Consider the following 15446-nt stretch of genomic DNA (forward strand, 5'->3'; position numbering starts at 1 on the left):
CGCCCTCATCGCCCTGGCCATGCTCACCCTCGGCGGCTACCGCCCACCCCTCCCCGGCCGAAACTGACCCACGGATCAGTCAGAAGAGCCGGATATCCCCTCGTGTGCGGAGGCGCCTCATCGCGCCCGGCCGCCCGCACGGACCGGGCGATGTATTCGGGGTGCGCTGGTGCGTGCGCTGGTGCGTGCGCTGGTGCGCTGCGTGCGGCGCGTGCGCTGGTGCGCTGCGTGCGCTGGTGCGGTGCGTGCGGTGCGTGCGTGCGGTGGGGACGGGAGACAGGAGCGGGCCCGGGCGGGTGGTGGGGGTTTGGCTACTGGGCGCCGGCGTTGGTCATTTGGCGGAGTTCTTTTTTGAGTTCGGAGATCTCGTCGCGGTAGCGGGCGGCGATCTCGAACTGGAGTTCGGCGGCGGCGTTGTGCATCTGGTCGGTCAGCTGCTGGATCAGGTCGGCCAGGTCGGACGACGGGAGCCCGCCGGCCAGTTCCTTCGCCTTCTCGCCGGCCCTGTCACCAGCACGGCCCTTGCCTCCGCCCGGAACCGGCGCCTTGCCGCGCGACTGGGTGCGGCCGGAGCCGAGCAGTTCGGCGGTGTCCGCGTCCTCGCGGGCCAGCATGTCGGTGATGTCGGCGATCCTCTTCCGCAGCGGCTGCGGGTCGACGCCCTTCTCCTCGTTGTAGGCGATCTGCTTCGCGCGCCGCCGGTTCGTCTCGTCGATCGCCTGCTCCATCGACGGGGTGATCTTGTCGGCGTACATGAACACCTGGCCGGACACGTTCCGCGCGGCGCGGCCGATCGTCTGGATCAGCGAACGGCCCGACCGCAGGAAGCCTTCCTTGTCGGCGTCCAGGATCGCGACCAGCGACACCTCGGGCAGGTCCAGGCCCTCGCGGAGCAGGTTGATACCGACGAGAACGTCGTACTCCCCCATCCGCAGTTCGCGCAGCAGCTCGACCCGGCGGAGCGTGTCGACCTCGCTGTGCAGGTACCTGGTCCGGATCCCCATCTCGAGCAGGTAGTCGGTCAGGTCCTCGGACATCTTTTTGGTCAGCGTCGTGACCAGGACCCGCTCGTTGCGCTCGACCCGGAGCCGGATCTCGTGGATCAGGTCGTCGATCTGGCCCTTGGTCGGCTTCACGATCACCTCGGGGTCGACCAGACCGGTCGGCCGGATGAGCTGCTCGACGTACCCGTCGGACTTGTCCTGCTCGTACTGCCCCGGGGTCGCGGACAGGTACACGGTCTGGCCGATCCGCTCCAGGAACTCCTCCCAGCGCAGCGGCCGGTTGTCCATCGCCGACGGCAGCCGGAAACCGTGCTCGACCAGGGTCCGCTTCCGGGACATGTCCCCCTCGTACATCCCGCCGATCTGCGGGACTGTGACGTGCGACTCGTCGATGACCAGCACGAAGTCCTCGGGGAAGTAGTCCAGCAGACAGTGCGGCGCCGTACCGGGCTCGCGCCCGTCGGTGTGCCGCGAGTAGTTCTCGATCCCGGAACAGGTCCCGATCTGCCGCATCATCTCGATGTCGTACGTCGTACGCATCCGGAGCCGCTGCGCCTCCAGCAACTGCCCGCCGCGCTCGAGCTCCGCCAACCGCTCCGCCAACTCGGCCTCGATCGAGGTGATCGCGCGCTCCATCCGCTCCGGCGCGGTCACGTAGTGCGTGGCAGCGCCGATGTAGACCTCGTCCTCCTCGCTGATCACCTCACCGGTCAGCGGGTGCAGCGTCATCACGCGCTCGATCTCGTCGCCGAAGAACTCCACCCGGACGGCGAGCTCCTGGTACACCGGGAACACCTCGAGGGTGTCGCCGCGGACCCGGAACGTGCCGCGGGTCCCGGCCAGGTCGTTGCGCGCGTACTGCACGCCGACCAGCTTGCGGAGCAGGCCGTCGCGGTCCATCTCGGTGCCGACCTTCACATGGATCATGCGGTTCAGGTACTCGTCGGCGGAGCCCAGGCCGTAGATACAGGAGACGGTCGCGACCACGATCACGTCGCGGCGGGTGAGCAGCGACCAGGTCGCCGAGTGCCGCAGCCGCTCGACCTCCTCGTTGATCGAGGAGTCCTTCTCGATGTAGGTGTCCGTCTGCGGGACATACGCCTCGGGCTGGTAGTAGTCGTAGTACGACACGAAGTACTCGACGGCGTTGTGCGGGAAGAACTGCCGCAGTTCGTTCGCGAACTGGGCGGCGAGCGTCTTGTTCGGCTGCAGGATCAGCATCGGGCGCTGCACCCGCTCGGCCAGCCAGGCGACGGTCGCGGTTTTACCCGTGCCGGTCGCGCCCAGCAGTACGACGTCCTGCTCGCCGGCGTTGATGCGCCGCTCGAGGTCCGCGATCGCGGCCGGCTGGTCGCCCGCCGGCTCGAAGTCCGACGTCACCTTCAGCGGGGCGACCATACGCTGGAGATCCGAGACCTGTCTCATGCCCTCCACCGTACGGCCCGCCGCCGACAGTTTCTAAAAACCGCTGGTCAGAAGCTCTTGACCACGCTGTTGTTCATGTAGATCAGCTCGTTCACGCGGCGCGCGTAGACGCGGGTCTCGAGGGCCGCGTCGGTGGCGGTGGTGCGGTCGAACTGGTCCTGGTACGCCGTGACGAAGCCCTGCATCGCGACCTTCCGGCCGTTCTTGGCGACCCAGGCGCCGGTGTACGACACGGCGTAGCAGGACTTGATGTTCGGGTTCGCCGGCTTGCAGGCGGTGCCCTTGCCGATCCGGACGCCCTCCATACCGTTCGACTCGACGTCGACGAGATGCTCGGCGAAGCCCTTCGCGTCGTACAACTCGGTCTGACGGACCCAGTAGTACCCGTCGATCAGCCCGCGGGCGTTGAACTGCTGCAGGATGTAGTTCTTCCCGCTCCGCGACTTGTCCCAGTCCGGCAGCCAGCCCTTGGACGGCGTGAACCAGATGCCCCAGCCGACCTCGATGCCGACGTCGTTCGGCCCCTTGGAGTCGTTCGGGGTCGGCGTGGGCGACGGCGTGTACATGGTGCGGTCCGGCGGCTCCGGCGTCGACTGCGTGGCCGGCTTGTCGCCCTTGCCGTTCACCATCAGTACGACGCCGACAGCGACCAGCAGCACCGCCACGATCGCGCCGGCCATGATGATCCACGGCGTCCGGTTCGGCTTCGCCGGATGGCTCGGCCGGCCCGGCCCCGGACCCCAGCCGCCACCCTGCGGCCCGGTGCCCCAACCGCCGGGGGCGGGTGCCGGCGGCGGGCCCGGCGGTGGACCGTACTGCTGACTCATACTTGTTCCTCGCGGTAGTTCTGGGGATCCGTCACAGACTGTCGATCACGGACTTCTTCATGATCGCGGCGTCGGCCTCGGCCTTCGGGGCGAAGTCGACCCGGGTCCGGAAGTCCAGCGCGGTGACCACGTTGTCCTTGCGCCGGTACACCTCGACGGAGCCCTTGACCCGCACGTCCTCGCCGTTCAGCTTGGCCGTGGAGGTGTAGTCGATCGCGACGCACTCCACCAAGACGTCCTTCGGGCACGGCAGGTTCCGCACGTTGCCGAGCTGCGCGACCTCGTTCTCGGTCTCGCCCTCGACGATCCCGAGCAGGTAGGCGTTCGCCGTCACGTTCTGCTTCTGCCGGACCCAGAAGAACGCCCTCCCCTCGGCGTTCGGGCTGGGCGTAATGCCCGGCGGGTAGATCGCGACCTGCTTGCCGAGCTTCTCCCAGGTGACCACGGCCCAGCCCTGGACCGGGACGAGCGAGACGCCGAACCCGACCGGGAGTGCGTTCGGCGGCGGCTGGTACGACGACTGCGGCGCGGTCGGCGTACCGGTCGACGGGCTCGGCGACTGACCCGGGTCGGCCTTCTTGTCCCCGCCCTTGTCACCGCCGGACAGTGCCACCAGCACGATCGCGACCAGCGCGACCACGAGCAGGCCGGCGCCGATCGGAATCAGCAGCGGCGGCACCGAGAAGCGCTTCGTCTTCTCCGGCGCCGGGCGGCGCAACGAGGGCGGGCCGACCTTGTCGCCCCACGCCGACGAGGTCTGCGTCGCCGGACCGGAGCCGGCACCCGGACCAGAGCCAGAACCAGAGTCGGCACCAGGCCCCGGGCCGGGTCCAGGACCCGGTCCGGGCGCGCCGCTATCCGCCCACGGGGACGGCGCCGGCGCCACCTCGAGGTTCCACGGCGACGGCGGGAGCTGGTCCTCCGGCTCGTCGGTGTCGTCAGGGTCCGGTCCGGTCTGGTTGACCCAGGGATTACCGCCGGTCCCCTTGTCTCGCTTTCCGCTCACTGACTCTGCAGCACCGACTTCAGCATGGCCGTGGAGTCCGGGTCGAGCGTCGAGAGCTTGTCTTTGCGCCCGTACGCCCTGGCCACGGTGAACACCCCGTCCTCGCGCTCGATCACGGCGACGAACCCGACGACCGAGAGGCTGCCGCTCTGGCTGCTCTGCACGCCGGAGTACGACTGGCTGAGCAGGAGCTTGACCGGGGTCTTGTCGTCCGGACCCGGTGTCGTCGTCTTGACCTCGTTGGTCTTGAGCCCGGACAGGCCCTTGGTGTCGGTCTTGAGCACCTGCGGGAGCAGCTGCGCTGCGCTGGTACCAGTCACCTTCGCGGCCTGCACCATGAAGACACCCTCGCCCTGCTTGACCAGGACGACGCCCTTGAACCCGTCGACGCTCTTGCGGATGTACCCCGTCTGCGGCTTGACGTAGACGCCCTCGGCGACCTCGATACCCTCGTCGCCGCCGTTCGGCTCCGTGGTTGGCTCCGTGGTCGGCGAGCCGGTGGGCTCTTCGGTCGGCTGACCGGTGGGCTCGCCCGTGGGTTCGCCGGTCGGCTGCGAGGTCGGCGCGGACGTCGGCACCGGCGTCGGGTCGGCCTGGTCGTTGCCACCCTTGAAGACCAGGGCGAGTACGACGCCGATGATCGCCACGACCGCGAACGCACCGCCGGCGATCAGCAGGGTCTTGCCGCTGCCGCCACCGCCACTACGCGGCGGCTGGTTCCACTGCTGGCCGCCGTACTGGGGCTGCTGACCGGGGAAGCCCTGCTGCTGGCCGGGATACCCCTGCTGCTGCCCCGGGTAGCCCTGCTGCGGCTGCTGACCGGGATAACCCTGCGGAGGCTGCTGACCGGGATAACCCTGCGGAGGCTGCTGACCGGGATAACCCTGCGGAGGCTGCTGGCCAGGGAACGTCTGCGGTTGCCCCTGCTGCGGGTACGGCGGTTGCTGGCCATACCCAGGCTGCTGCGGCTGCCCGTACCCAGGCTGCTGCCCGTAGCCAGGCTGCTGCCCCGGCTGCCCGCCGTACGGCGGCTGTCCGCCTTGACCGCCCTGACCACCGTACGGCGGCTGCTGGTTGCTCATGCCTGCGTCTCCCCGGTCGTCGCTTCGTAGCCACTGGCGCCCGTCGCTGCTGTCACACCGCGCGCGGACTTCGGTACGGATCGCACCGAGTTGCCACAGGCCGAGCAGAAGTCAGAGTGCGGAAGCAGCGGCATCTCGCAGCGCGAGCAGAACGCCAGGTCGCCGGACGCGTGGTTGGAACCACCACGGGCGGCGGACTCCAGCGCAGCCTCCAGGAGGCCCTTGTGGAGCACGGTCCGGACCCGGATGATCAGCGCGCCGAGCAGCAACAGGCCCCAGACGACGCCGAGGATCGCGCCGATCGTCGAGCCGCGACCGCCGACGAAGCCGAGCAGGTAGATACCGCCCTGGAACAGCGCGTTCACCACCATCGCCTGCAGCAGGCCGCCGACCCAGCGCGGCGTGAAACCGTCGTACTTCTCGCCGAGGCCGGAGAACTCCGCGCCCGCGATGCCGGTCGCCGAGCCGTACACCAGCGGCTTGATGAAGCCGTGCAGCACGACGATCGAGATCCAGGTCCCGGCACTGCTGCCCGGACCGGCGAAGCCGCCGCTGATCCAGCCCCAGTGCAGTACCAGCGTCTCGAAGCACGCGTAGCCGACACCGGCCACCACACCGAAGGTGAAGCCGTCCATGAGGTCGTCGTACCGCGGCCGGGACGCGAGGTAGAGCGGGCCGATCTGCCGGATCAGTTCCGACACGACCGGCACCAGGAGGAGCACGATCAGCAGGTCCCGCAAGGACGGTCCGGAGCGGTCCTCGCCGATCGTGCCGATCGACAGCCCGACCTTGTCCGACCAGATCCAGGTGAAGAGCGCCGCGAGTACGCCGGTCAGCACGAAGGCCGCGGCGACCACCGGGATCGGCTCGTCCTCCCAGAGGTTCACGTCGTACAAGTAGATGATGTAGACGATCGGGATCGCGAAGGCCGCGATCATGATCGCCACCGGCAGCGCGCCGAGGGCGGCCGTCAGCACGGTCAGCAGCAGGGCGATGCCGAGCGCGACCTTGTAGGTGTACGGCTGTTTGCCGGACCCCTGCGGCATGATCGTCGAGACCAGTTTGAACGAGGCCACGGCCTCGTCGGGCCTGGCGGCGTACGCGTTCTTCCGCTCGGAGTCCCCGGTACGCATGTCGTTGCCACAGTGATGGCAGAAATGCGACACCTCGGGGACGTCAGAGCTGCAGCGCGGACAAACCACGCCAACCTCCCAACGTCGGACGTTTGGACCGGCACGGGGCGCGCCGACCGTGTCCGGCCTTGACACACACCTGGGGCCGAACCGGGACAGATTCTCGTACAGGCGGTCCCGGATGCATCATTTCCCGCGCAAGGGTCACCTTTTCGTGTCCGGACCGTGCCCTGCGAGTTGTTCCCACACCTGATCGAGGCGGCGATCCAGGTCGTCCAGGCTGCCTGAGTTGTCAACGACGACATCCGCGGCCGCGAGCCGGTCGTCCCGGGACGCCTGGCTGGCGATCCGCTGCTTCGCTTCCTCGTCGGTCATTCCGCGCTGCTCGGTCAGCCGCTGCACCTGGACCTCGACCGGCACGTCGACCACCAGCACCAGGTCGAACCGGTCCGCCTGACCGGTCTCGACCAGCAGCGGGATGTCGTGCACCACGATCGCGTCCGCCGCCGCGCCGGCCTCGATCTCGGCCGCTCGCGCCCGGACCCGGGGATGGATGATCGCCTCCAGCCTGCGCCGGGCGGTCTCGTCGCCGAACACGATCTTCCCGAGCGCCGGCCGGTCGAGATCACCGTCAGCCGTCAGTACGCCGGGACCGAACGCCGCGACCACCTCCGCGAGACCGTCGGTCCCGCGCGCGACCACCTCCCGCGCGAGCACATCGGAGTCGATCACGACGGCGCCCCGCGCAGCCAGCCGCGACGACACCGCGCTCTTGCCGGCACCGATGCCGCCAGTCAGTCCCACTCTCAGCACCGTCGCAGCCTACCGGGCCTGCTCCTGCGTACTTTGAGAACCCACCAACCAGAAATCGGCTCCGACAATGGTTGGTGGCTTCTCAAAGACGAGGTGATCGGGACGTGCGAAACCCCCGCACCTTTCGGATGCGGGGGTTTCGACGGGTGGATCAGCCCTGGCCGGTCAGCTTCTCGCGAAGCGCCTGCAGTGCCTCGTCGGAAGCGAGCGCGCCCTCGACGGGAGCGTCGTCCTTCGGGGTGGAGCCGCCGGAGGCCGAGGAGTACGTCGACGCCTCGCCGGCCTCGACGTCCGCCGTCTTGGCGTCCTCGATCTGCTTCTTGTGAGCCTCCCAGCGCGTGTGGGCCTCGGCGTACTGCCGCTCCCACTCCTCGCGCTGAGCGTCGAAGCCCTCGAGCCACTCGCCCGTCTCCGGGTCGAAGCCCTCCGGGTAGATGTAGTTGCCCTGGTCGTCGTACGTCGCCGTCATGCCGTAGAGCGTCGGGTCGAAGTCGTCCGAGACCGGGTCCACACCCTCGTTGGCCTGCTTGAGCGACAGCGAGATCCGGCGCCGCTCCAGGTCGATGTCGATGATCTTGACCATGACGTCGTCGTTGACCTGGACGACCTGCTCCGGGATCTCGACGTGCCGCTCGGCCAGCTCGGAGATGTGCACCAGACCCTCGATGCCCTCCTCCACGCGGACGAACGCACCGAACGGAACCAGCTTGGTGACCTTGCCGGGCACGATCTGGCCCATCTGGTGGGTCCGGGCGAACTGCTGCCACGGGTCTTCCTGGGTCGCCTTCAGCGACAGCGAGACGCGCTCGCGGTCCATGTCGACGTCCAGCACCTCGACGGTGACCTCCTGGCCGACCTCGACGACCTCGGTCGGGTGGTCGATGTGCTTCCAGGACAGCTCCGAGACGTGCACCAGACCGTCGACGCCGCCGAGGTCCACGAACGCACCGAAGTTGACGATCGAGGAGACGACACCCTTGCGGATCTGGCCCTTCTGCAGCTGGGTGAGGAAGTTCATCCGCACCTCGGACTGCGTCTGCTCCAGCCACGCCCGGCGGGACAGGACCACGTTGTTGCGGTTCTTGTCCAGCTCGATGATCTTGGCCTCGATCTCCTGGCCGACGTACGGCTGGAGGTCGCGGACCCGGCGCATCTCGACGAGCGAGGCGGGCAGGAAGCCGCGCAGGCCGATGTCCAGGATGAGGCCACCCTTGACGACCTCGATGACGGTGCCGGTGACGACGCCGTCCTCTTCCTTGATCTTCTCGATCGTGCCCCAGGCCTTCTCGTACTGGGCGCGCTTCTTCGAGAGGATCAGGCGGCCTTCCTTGTCCTCCTTCTGGAGAACCAGGGCCTCGACGTGATCGCCGACGTTGACGACCTCGTTCGGGTCGACGTCGTGCTTGATCGACAGCTCGCGGGAGGGAATCACGCCTTCGGTCTTGTAACCGATGTCGAGGAGAACCTCGTCCCGGTCGACCTTGACGATGGTGCCCTCGACGATGTCGCCGTCGTTGAAGTACTTGATGGTCTGATCGATCGCCGCGAGGAAGTCTTCCTCCGACCCGATGTCATTGACCGCTACCTGCGGGGTGGTGCGTACTGCGGGGTCGAGAGGTGCCTCGATGCTGGCCGTCATGTGGTGGGTTGCTCCGTGGACTGGTGGTGTTGTGCGGTCGCGTCATGAACCGTTGGATCGCATCAAACCGCTGGATTGCCTGAAGAGCACAGATTCACCACCGACTGCTGCGAGCACGAGCCTGCTCCGTCCGAGGTCGCGCGGGCCCATAGCGCATCTCACAGAATACCGGTCTTGACGAAGACAGCACAACCTGGGGCGCCCGGTGCCTACCGGCCGCCCGCCGAGATCTCCCGACATGCCATTGATCTCAATGTACGACGTCCAGCACCGGGCGGCCCCCGGCGAGCGTGCCCGTGTCCGCCATTCGGGAGACCAGACGGTGCGCGGCGGCCGCGATCTCGTGCTCGGCGGCCCGCTCCGCGAGGTCCAGCAGCGCCCACAGATCGGCCGCCCGGCCGAGGTCCACGAGCCGCTCCCCCAGCTCCATCTCCCGCAGCGCCGCCAGCACCGGCCCAGCCAGGACCGGATCCTCCGAGAAGCGGAGCAGGTTGCCCAGATCGGCGTACGGCGAACCCGCGTGGGCGAACTCCCAGTCGATCAGGCCGGTGATCCGCGCGGTCTCCGGGTCGACCAGCAGGTTCTTCGGGTTGAAGTCGCTGTGCACGAGGCAGACCCGGTGTACGCCGTCGGCCAGAACGTCCTCCGCCTCGTCGACCACCGCGGCGAAGCCCTCCCGCTGCCGGTCGTCGAACCCGAGCCGGAGCCCCGCGACGTACTCCGCCAGGTCGCCGAACCCGAACGGCTCGACCGTCAGCTCACTGCCCCGGAACATCCCGGACTTGAGGAACGGCATCCCGCTCAATCGCGCCAGCAGCTCCCCCAGCTGCGTCCCGACCCGTCGCCGCTGCTCGTCCGTCGCCGACTCGAGGAAGACCTGCAGGTTGATCCCCGGCAGCCGCTCGGTCAGCAGGTACGGCGGATCCTCGAAGGACCCGTCGCGCTTGAGATCCAGCACCCGCGGCACCGGCAGCAGTCCGTGCACCAGCTCGAGCAGCGAGGCGTCGACGGCGGCCCGTTCCGGGTCCCGCGCGTAGAACTTGATGACCGCGTCCTCGTCGCCGGCGCTCACCGCGAACGTCTGCCCGCCGTACCCACCACTCAGCGGGACGGCACTGGCCGCGAAATCACTCATGCGTCGCATCCTGCCGCATCGCCTCGACAAATCGGTTTGAAGTTGACGTAGCGGCAACATTTAACGTCAAGGATGTCGACGGAAAGGAGCAGTTCGATGGCGTGGTCGATCGCACAGGTGGCCCGGTCCTCCGGCGTCACCTCGCGCACGCTCCGGCACTACCACTCCATCGGCCTGCTGGTGCCGGCCCGGGTCGCACCCAACGGCCGGCGGTACTACGAGCAGGAGCAGCTGCTGCGGTTGCAGCAGATCCTGCTGCTCCGGGACCTCAGGCTGAGCCTGGAGGTGGTGGGCGAGGTGATCGCGCACAGGGACGAGCAGAGGGACGAGCAGGACGTGATCGAGGTGCTGGCCAAGCACAAGGAGTGGCTGGTCAAGGAGCAGCTGCGCCTGGGCCGACTGGTCCAGACCGTCGACACCACCATCGACAACCTGAAGAGAGGAGGAGAGATGTCACCGGAGAAGGTCTTCGAAGGATTCGAGCGCGACCCGTACGAGGCCGAGGCGCGCGAGCGCTGGGGCGACGAAGCGGTGGACGCGAGCTACCAGCGGATGCGCAGCTGGACCGAGGCGGACGCCGAGAAGGCCCGGGTCGGCCAGACGCAGGTGCATGAGGGGCTGGTCGCGCTGAAGGCGGAAGGGGTCGCAGTGACCGAGCTGAGTGTGCAGGAGCTGATCCAGCTGCACTACGAGGTCACCTGTCTGTTCTGGACGCCGACACGTGAGGCGTACAAGGGACTCGGGCAGATGTACGTCGACGACGAGCGGTTCCGGCAGAACATCGGCCGCGGCGACGACACACTGGTCGAGTACCTGCGCGACGCCATGACCGTATACGCCGACACCAAGCTGGACGACTGACCCAGGACCTCGGAGGCTGCAGACTCCGGGGTCCCCTAGGCTGACCCGGTGGTGGAGCCGCGGAGGGTTGAGCTGACGGAAGCTCAGACGTCACGTGCCAGCCGGACGTACTGGGACGGGGCCGCTGCGGAGTACCTGGCCGAGCACGGTGCGTTCCTCGGGGACGACCGGTTCGTCTGGTGTCCGGAGGGCGTCGACGAGGAGGCGGCCCAGCTGCTCGGGCCGGTCCGTGGCAAGCGGATCCTCGAGGTCGGCTGCGGCGCGGCTCAGTGTTCACGCTGGCTCGTGGGACAGGGCGCTGACGTGGTTGCCTTCGACATCTCGCTCGAGCAGCTCCGGATCGCTCACCAGCTCGACGTACGCACCGGCACGGCGGTCCGCACCGTGGCCGCTGACGCTGTCGCACTCCCCTACCGCGACAGCACGTTCGACATCGCCTGCTCCGCCTTCGGCGCGCTCCCGTTCGTGGCCGACGTCGGTACGGCGTTCCGCGAGATAGCCCGTGTTCTGAAGCCAGGTGGCCTTCTCGTGTTCTCGGTGACCCACCCGTTCCGCTGGACGATGCCCGACGACCCGTCGGCCGCAGGTCTGCGGATCACCCACTCCTACTTCGACCGGACGCCGTACGTCGAGGTCGACGCGTCCGGTACGCCGGTGTACGCCGAGCACCACCGCACGACCGGCGACTGGATCCGCGAGCTCACCGGCGCCGGCTTCGTGGTCGACGACCTGCTCGAACCGGAATGGCCGGCCGGGCACCACCTCGTCTGGGGCGGCTGGGGACCCGAGCGCGGACCTCTCGTTCCCGGCACAGCCATCTGGACCGCCCACAAAGGACAGCTCGTATGACCCGATTCCCCGCAGTGGACGGACTGCGAGTGATTGCCGCACTCGCGGTCGTGGTGTCACAGGTCGGCCTGCACACGCATGCGCCGTTCGCCGGGGTCGTGTCCCGGCTGGACGTCGGCTGGGCGATCTTCTGTGCGGTGTCCGGGTTCCTGCTCTACCGGCCGCACGTACTGGCGTGGTTCTCCGGCACCCTGCCCCCACTCACCCTCCCGTACCTGCGCAGCCGCGCACTACGCATCCTCCCCGCGCTACTGGTCGCCGTCGTGCTGTCGATCGTCCTCGTGCCGCACCCGGCGACCACCTACCTCCGCTGGGCGGTCCTGACGCCGCTGCCGTTCTACCTGCTCCTGCCCGGTCTGGGGCGGCTGCTGACCGGATACGAGCGTCCCACCCGCCGCAGTGTCCGGTGGCGGCTCCTTGTGCTGCTCGCCCTGACCGCAGTAGGACCGGTGTGGATGGCCGCGGTCGTAGCAACCGGTCATCCCGGGGCAGGGCTCTGGCTGCCCGGGTACCTCGGCTGGTTCGCCGTCGGCATGGGCATGGCGCTCTGGCAGGTCGCCCGCGCCACAGGTCGGCTCGGCCCGTCAACACTCGACACGCTGACCAGAGTCCCCGGCACACTCTGGGGAATCGCCGCAGCACTCCTGCTGATCACCGCGACCCCAATCGCGGGACCGTACGACCACGCGACCCCTACACCGGCGCAGGCGCTCATCAAGACCCTGCTCTACACAGTCGTCGTCGCCTGCGTGCTCTTCCCGGTCCTCACCCCCACGGCCAAGACTGTCCGCGTATTGGGAAGTCGACAGGCACGGCTCGCAGCACAGCTCTCGTACGGCGTCGTGGCGTACCAGTTCGTCGTACTAGGCCTGATCGACGGCCTGCTCGACGGTCCGTTCGCCGTACAACTGCCCGTGACTCTGCTGGCCTCAGTCGTCCTGGCCGCAGTCAGCTACCGCCTGCTCGAACGGCCTGTCATGAAGAACGCAGCCGTGGCCAAGACCGAGAGCAAGGCAACCAGTCCGAGCAGCAGCCCGGCGCGGTAGGCCCTGTCCGGCATGAAGCTTGCCGTGACCACCTGCTCCGGTCCGGCCGGCAGTACCCAGCCCTGCTGCCAGCCGCCGATCCGAATCGGCGTGAGCTTCTGGCCGCTGCCGTCGTACGCCTCCCAGCCCTCGTTGTAGTTCTGCGCGACAGCCAGCACGGACTGCTCGTCCGCGCCCGGTACCTCGACTGTCAGCTCGGTCGGGTTCGGACGCCAGACATCCACACCCTGCACCGGCGTCTGGGACACATCCCCGAAGCCTGCCTTCGTCAGCGTGGTCTCGATCGGCACCAGGCCACCGTTCGCCTGCACCTCCACGCGGTGGAGGCCGGACCGCAGTGGGAGGGTCGACATCTGGCCGCACAGGCTGAACGCCACCTGTCGCCGCTGCAGCAGGTCCCGCATGGTCGCCGCGACCTGCGTCCGCGCCGGTACGCCGTCGACGCGGACCGTCGGTCCGTTGCCGCAGTATGCCGGAACGCGCCGCTGCGGAGTGACCGCCTTACGCAGCTCGTCCGCACCCAGCACCTGGACCTCGGTGACGCCGACCGGGCTGGTCCGCGCGTCCTGCAGCGGCTTCGTCGCGGTGAAGTCGATCCTGACGGTCCGCACGTGCCTCGTCGCGAACCGGACGTACCCGCCGGCGTCGACTGTGGCGGGAAGCGACGCGCCGCCGTCGAAGTGCAGCACGACCTCGGCAGGCCTCGAACCGTTGAGGTACGCCTGGAACCGCAAACCCTGCACGTCCCTTGCTACCGGCAACTTCAGCGTCAGGCTCGGCGCCGGGTCGTCCGGCGCGGCCAGCCAGCCGGTGCCGAGATCGCGGTCGACCGCAGCGTCCGGCCGTCCCTCCGGCGCGGCGACCGCTCGGGACGACGCCGTGGCAGTGATCGCTCCCGGCACCGACAGCAGCTGTTCGAGCGCCTCGCCGTCCCGCGGCAGCGCCGTGCCGCGTAGCTGATACGTCGCGGCCTGCGGGAGCTGCACGCTGCGGGACAGGCCGTTCGGCTCGGCGGAGTCCTTCGCCTGGTCCTGGTTGCACAGTGCCTGCGTACCAACGTGCAGACAGGCTGACCGGCCGACCTGCGCGTTCCGCAGTACCACTGCACTCGGCTGCTCATCAGACGGCTGGCTGTCGGTAGCGATCAGCGGCAGGTCGTCCAGCTTGCCGTTGGCGTCTGCCCGCAGTACCGCAGCCCCCTGGCCACCGAGCGCGGTCACCACAGTCGGTACGTCGTCAGCGGTGCCGCCGACCGCTACGAGCCGGGACCGTGGGATGAGCCGGCCCGGTGTGGTCGCTCCGACGTCGTAGATCTCCACGCTCGGGTACGGCAGGCGGCCCTGCCCAGGCGGTCCGAAGTACGTCACCCGTCGCACACCGGAGTCGGCCAAGCTCTCGTGGATCGCCAGCGACGGCGTGCCTTCCGGTACGTCGTTGCGTACGACGACGTACCGGATGCCGTCGCGGGTCAGCTCCTGGCGCAGCGCCGGGTCACCGACGCCTGAGTCGATACGGCTGCGCATGTCATTGGTGAGCGCGGCCAGTGGGCGGTTCACCAGGGCGGCGAGCGGTTCGCTGGAGCCGGACAGGACCAGCACGCTGCCAGACGCGGTCTGCTCGTCCAACCAGTTGGCCGCGTCCTCCCAGTGCCGCGAGATCGCAGCGAACGCCCCGTCCGGTCGGGTGAGTACTACGGGCAGGGCGGCGGCTACAGCCAGACAGGTGACCAGGACAGGTACGACGCGGCGGTGGACGCCTCGTGTAACGGAGAGGTTCGTCAGGCGGCGCAGGTAGTGCGCCGCGGCCAGTGCGAGCGGTACACCGACCACCGCAGCAGCGACCGGTACCCAGCGCGGGCTTTCGGGCGCAACGCCGTACCGGAGCAACATCAGCAGCGGGACCAGCCACCAGATCGACACTGCGACGACGAAGCCCAGCCATGCGACAGTCAGCTTCACCCTCGCGCGTGCCACCAGCCAGACGGCCGGTACGACGAGGGTCGCGGCGCTCGCCACCGGGTTGGCGCCACCGATCAGTGCGAACGCCACGGCCGACCAGCTGACCCGCCACCAGCCGGATCGGGCGCCTGGTGAGACAAGTGGCAGCAGTACCCACGGGGCCATGGCTATCGGCCACACCTCGATGGCGAGTCCGCCGAACGCCAGTGGCAGCACGGCGTACAGCAGTGCGACAGCGAGCCGTGTCCAAGCCACGCCGTACTGCAGGACGTTGCACAGCTTCCAGATCCCGAGGAACGCGACGCACAGGACCAGCGACCACCACAGGCGCTGCGTAATCCAGTCCGGCACCGACAGCGTGTCCGGCAACCAGTGGAACGGCCCGATCGGGAACAGGTAGCCGTAGGCGTCACTCTGCAGCTGGCCGAAGGCAGTGTGCGGATCCCACAGGTGCAGCGCGCGCGACAGGAACCCACCCGGCCCGGCCGTCAGCTCGAGCCGGCGATCCGGAACGATCTGGCCGGGCGCATGCTGAAAGCACAGAGCGATCAGAGCAAGGCATCCCAGGACGAGCCGTGCCCGCCAGACGACCTGCTCCGAACTACCCGCCTTCAGCCTCCTCACCGGCCGGACATTAACGGATCCGGCGGCTTCTGGGCGGCATCGTT

At 68.6% G+C, this 15446-nt stretch carries 12 protein-coding genes; 3 read left to right on the plus strand and 9 right to left on the minus strand.

Features of this window, described 5'->3' with window-relative positions; genetic code table 11:
- Positions 1–311: 311 nt before the first annotated feature.
- From uvrB to ACWF0M_RS22200, 8 genes are all read right to left on the minus strand, one after another.
- Positions 312–2429, minus strand: a complete 2118-nt coding sequence (uvrB, locus tag ACWF0M_RS22165; RefSeq protein WP_452237572.1) for an excinuclease ABC subunit UvrB — start codon at positions 2427–2429, stop codon at positions 312–314.
- A gap of 47 nt (positions 2430–2476) precedes the next feature.
- The gene (locus tag ACWF0M_RS22170; protein ID WP_452237573.1) at positions 2477–3256 is read right to left on the minus strand and encodes a hypothetical protein; all 780 of its coding nucleotides are present in this window, start codon (positions 3254–3256) and stop codon (positions 2477–2479) included.
- A 31-nt stretch (positions 3257–3287) separates the two neighbouring features.
- Positions 3288–4262 (minus strand): hypothetical protein, encoded by a 975-nt coding sequence (locus tag ACWF0M_RS22175; protein ID WP_452237574.1) that lies wholly within the window; start codon positions 4260–4262, stop codon positions 3288–3290.
- Entirely contained in the window at positions 4259–5344 is a 1086-nt protein-coding gene (locus ACWF0M_RS22180) for a PT domain-containing protein (RefSeq protein ID WP_452237575.1), read from the minus strand. Before ACWF0M_RS22180 ends, ACWF0M_RS22175 begins: the two co-directional genes overlap by 4 nt.
- Positions 5341–6477: a PrsW family glutamic-type intramembrane protease gene (locus ACWF0M_RS22185; RefSeq protein WP_452237576.1), complete on the minus strand. Its 1137-nt coding sequence runs from the start codon at positions 6475–6477 to the stop codon at positions 5341–5343. The genes ACWF0M_RS22180 and ACWF0M_RS22185 overlap by 4 nt, the downstream gene beginning before the upstream one ends.
- A gap of 204 nt (positions 6478–6681) precedes the next feature.
- The gene (gene coaE, locus ACWF0M_RS22190) at positions 6682–7290 is read right to left on the minus strand and encodes a dephospho-CoA kinase (protein WP_452237577.1); all 609 of its coding nucleotides are present in this window, start codon (positions 7288–7290) and stop codon (positions 6682–6684) included.
- Between the two features lie 151 nt (positions 7291–7441).
- The gene (gene rpsA / locus ACWF0M_RS22195) at positions 7442–8929 is read right to left on the minus strand and encodes a 30S ribosomal protein S1 (RefSeq protein ID WP_452237578.1); all 1488 of its coding nucleotides are present in this window, start codon (positions 8927–8929) and stop codon (positions 7442–7444) included.
- 250 nt (positions 8930–9179) lie between these two features.
- Positions 9180–10064 carry a phosphotransferase family protein gene (locus tag ACWF0M_RS22200; RefSeq protein WP_452237579.1) on the minus strand — a complete coding sequence of 295 codons (885 nt, stop codon included), beginning with the start codon at positions 10062–10064 and terminating at the stop codon, positions 9180–9182.
- A 96-nt stretch (positions 10065–10160) separates the two neighbouring features.
- On the opposite strand from ACWF0M_RS22200, the gene ACWF0M_RS22205 reads away from it, so the two are divergent.
- Genes ACWF0M_RS22205 through ACWF0M_RS22215 form a run of 3 tightly spaced genes read left to right on the plus strand, consistent with a single transcriptional unit; the run spans position 10161 to position 12820 of the window.
- A complete protein-coding gene (locus ACWF0M_RS22205; protein WP_452237580.1) occupies positions 10161–10925 on the plus strand; it encodes a MerR family transcriptional regulator in 765 nt (254 codons plus the stop codon).
- Between the two features lie 48 nt (positions 10926–10973).
- On the plus strand, positions 10974–11774 hold the full coding sequence (locus ACWF0M_RS22210) for a class I SAM-dependent methyltransferase (protein ID WP_452237581.1): 801 nt from the start codon (positions 10974–10976) through the stop codon (positions 11772–11774).
- Positions 11771–12820, plus strand: coding sequence for an acyltransferase family protein (locus tag ACWF0M_RS22215; RefSeq protein WP_452237582.1), 1050 nt, complete (start codon positions 11771–11773; stop codon positions 12818–12820). Before ACWF0M_RS22210 ends, ACWF0M_RS22215 begins: the two co-directional genes overlap by 4 nt.
- Here the strand turns inward: ACWF0M_RS22215 and ACWF0M_RS22220 are convergent.
- A complete protein-coding gene (locus ACWF0M_RS22220; RefSeq protein WP_452237583.1) occupies positions 12727–15402 on the minus strand; it encodes an alpha-(1->3)-arabinofuranosyltransferase domain-containing protein in 2676 nt (891 codons plus the stop codon). The two genes, ACWF0M_RS22215 and ACWF0M_RS22220, sit on opposite strands and share 94 nt — an antisense overlap.
- Positions 15403–15446: the final 44 nt, after the last annotated feature.

The organism is Kribbella sp. NPDC055110 (genome assembly GCF_053607525.1).

Bases quoted from the DNA above. Each gene is read 5' to 3' on its own strand.
- ACWF0M_RS22170 (WP_452237573.1), bottom strand. From the start codon at position 3,256: ATGAGTCAGCAGTACGGTCCACCGCCGGGCCCGCCGCCGGCACCCGCC.
- rpsA (WP_452237578.1), bottom strand. From the start codon at position 8,929: ATGACGGCCAGCATCGAGGCACCTCTCGACCCCGCAGTACGCACCACC.
- ACWF0M_RS22185 (WP_452237576.1), bottom strand. From the start codon at position 6,477: ATGCGTACCGGGGACTCCGAGCGGAAGAACGCGTACGCCGCCAGGCCC.
- ACWF0M_RS22215 (WP_452237582.1), top strand. From the start codon at position 11,771: ATGACCCGATTCCCCGCAGTGGACGGACTGCGAGTGATTGCCGCACTC.
- ACWF0M_RS22200 (WP_452237579.1), bottom strand. From the start codon at position 10,064: ATGAGTGATTTCGCGGCCAGTGCCGTCCCGCTGAGTGGTGGGTACGGC.
- uvrB (WP_452237572.1), bottom strand. From the start codon at position 2,429: ATGAGACAGGTCTCGGATCTCCAGCGTATGGTCGCCCCGCTGAAGGTG.
- ACWF0M_RS22180 (WP_452237575.1), bottom strand. From the start codon at position 5,344: ATGAGCAACCAGCAGCCGCCGTACGGTGGTCAGGGCGGTCAAGGCGGA.
- ACWF0M_RS22205 (WP_452237580.1), top strand. From the start codon at position 10,161: ATGGCGTGGTCGATCGCACAGGTGGCCCGGTCCTCCGGCGTCACCTCG.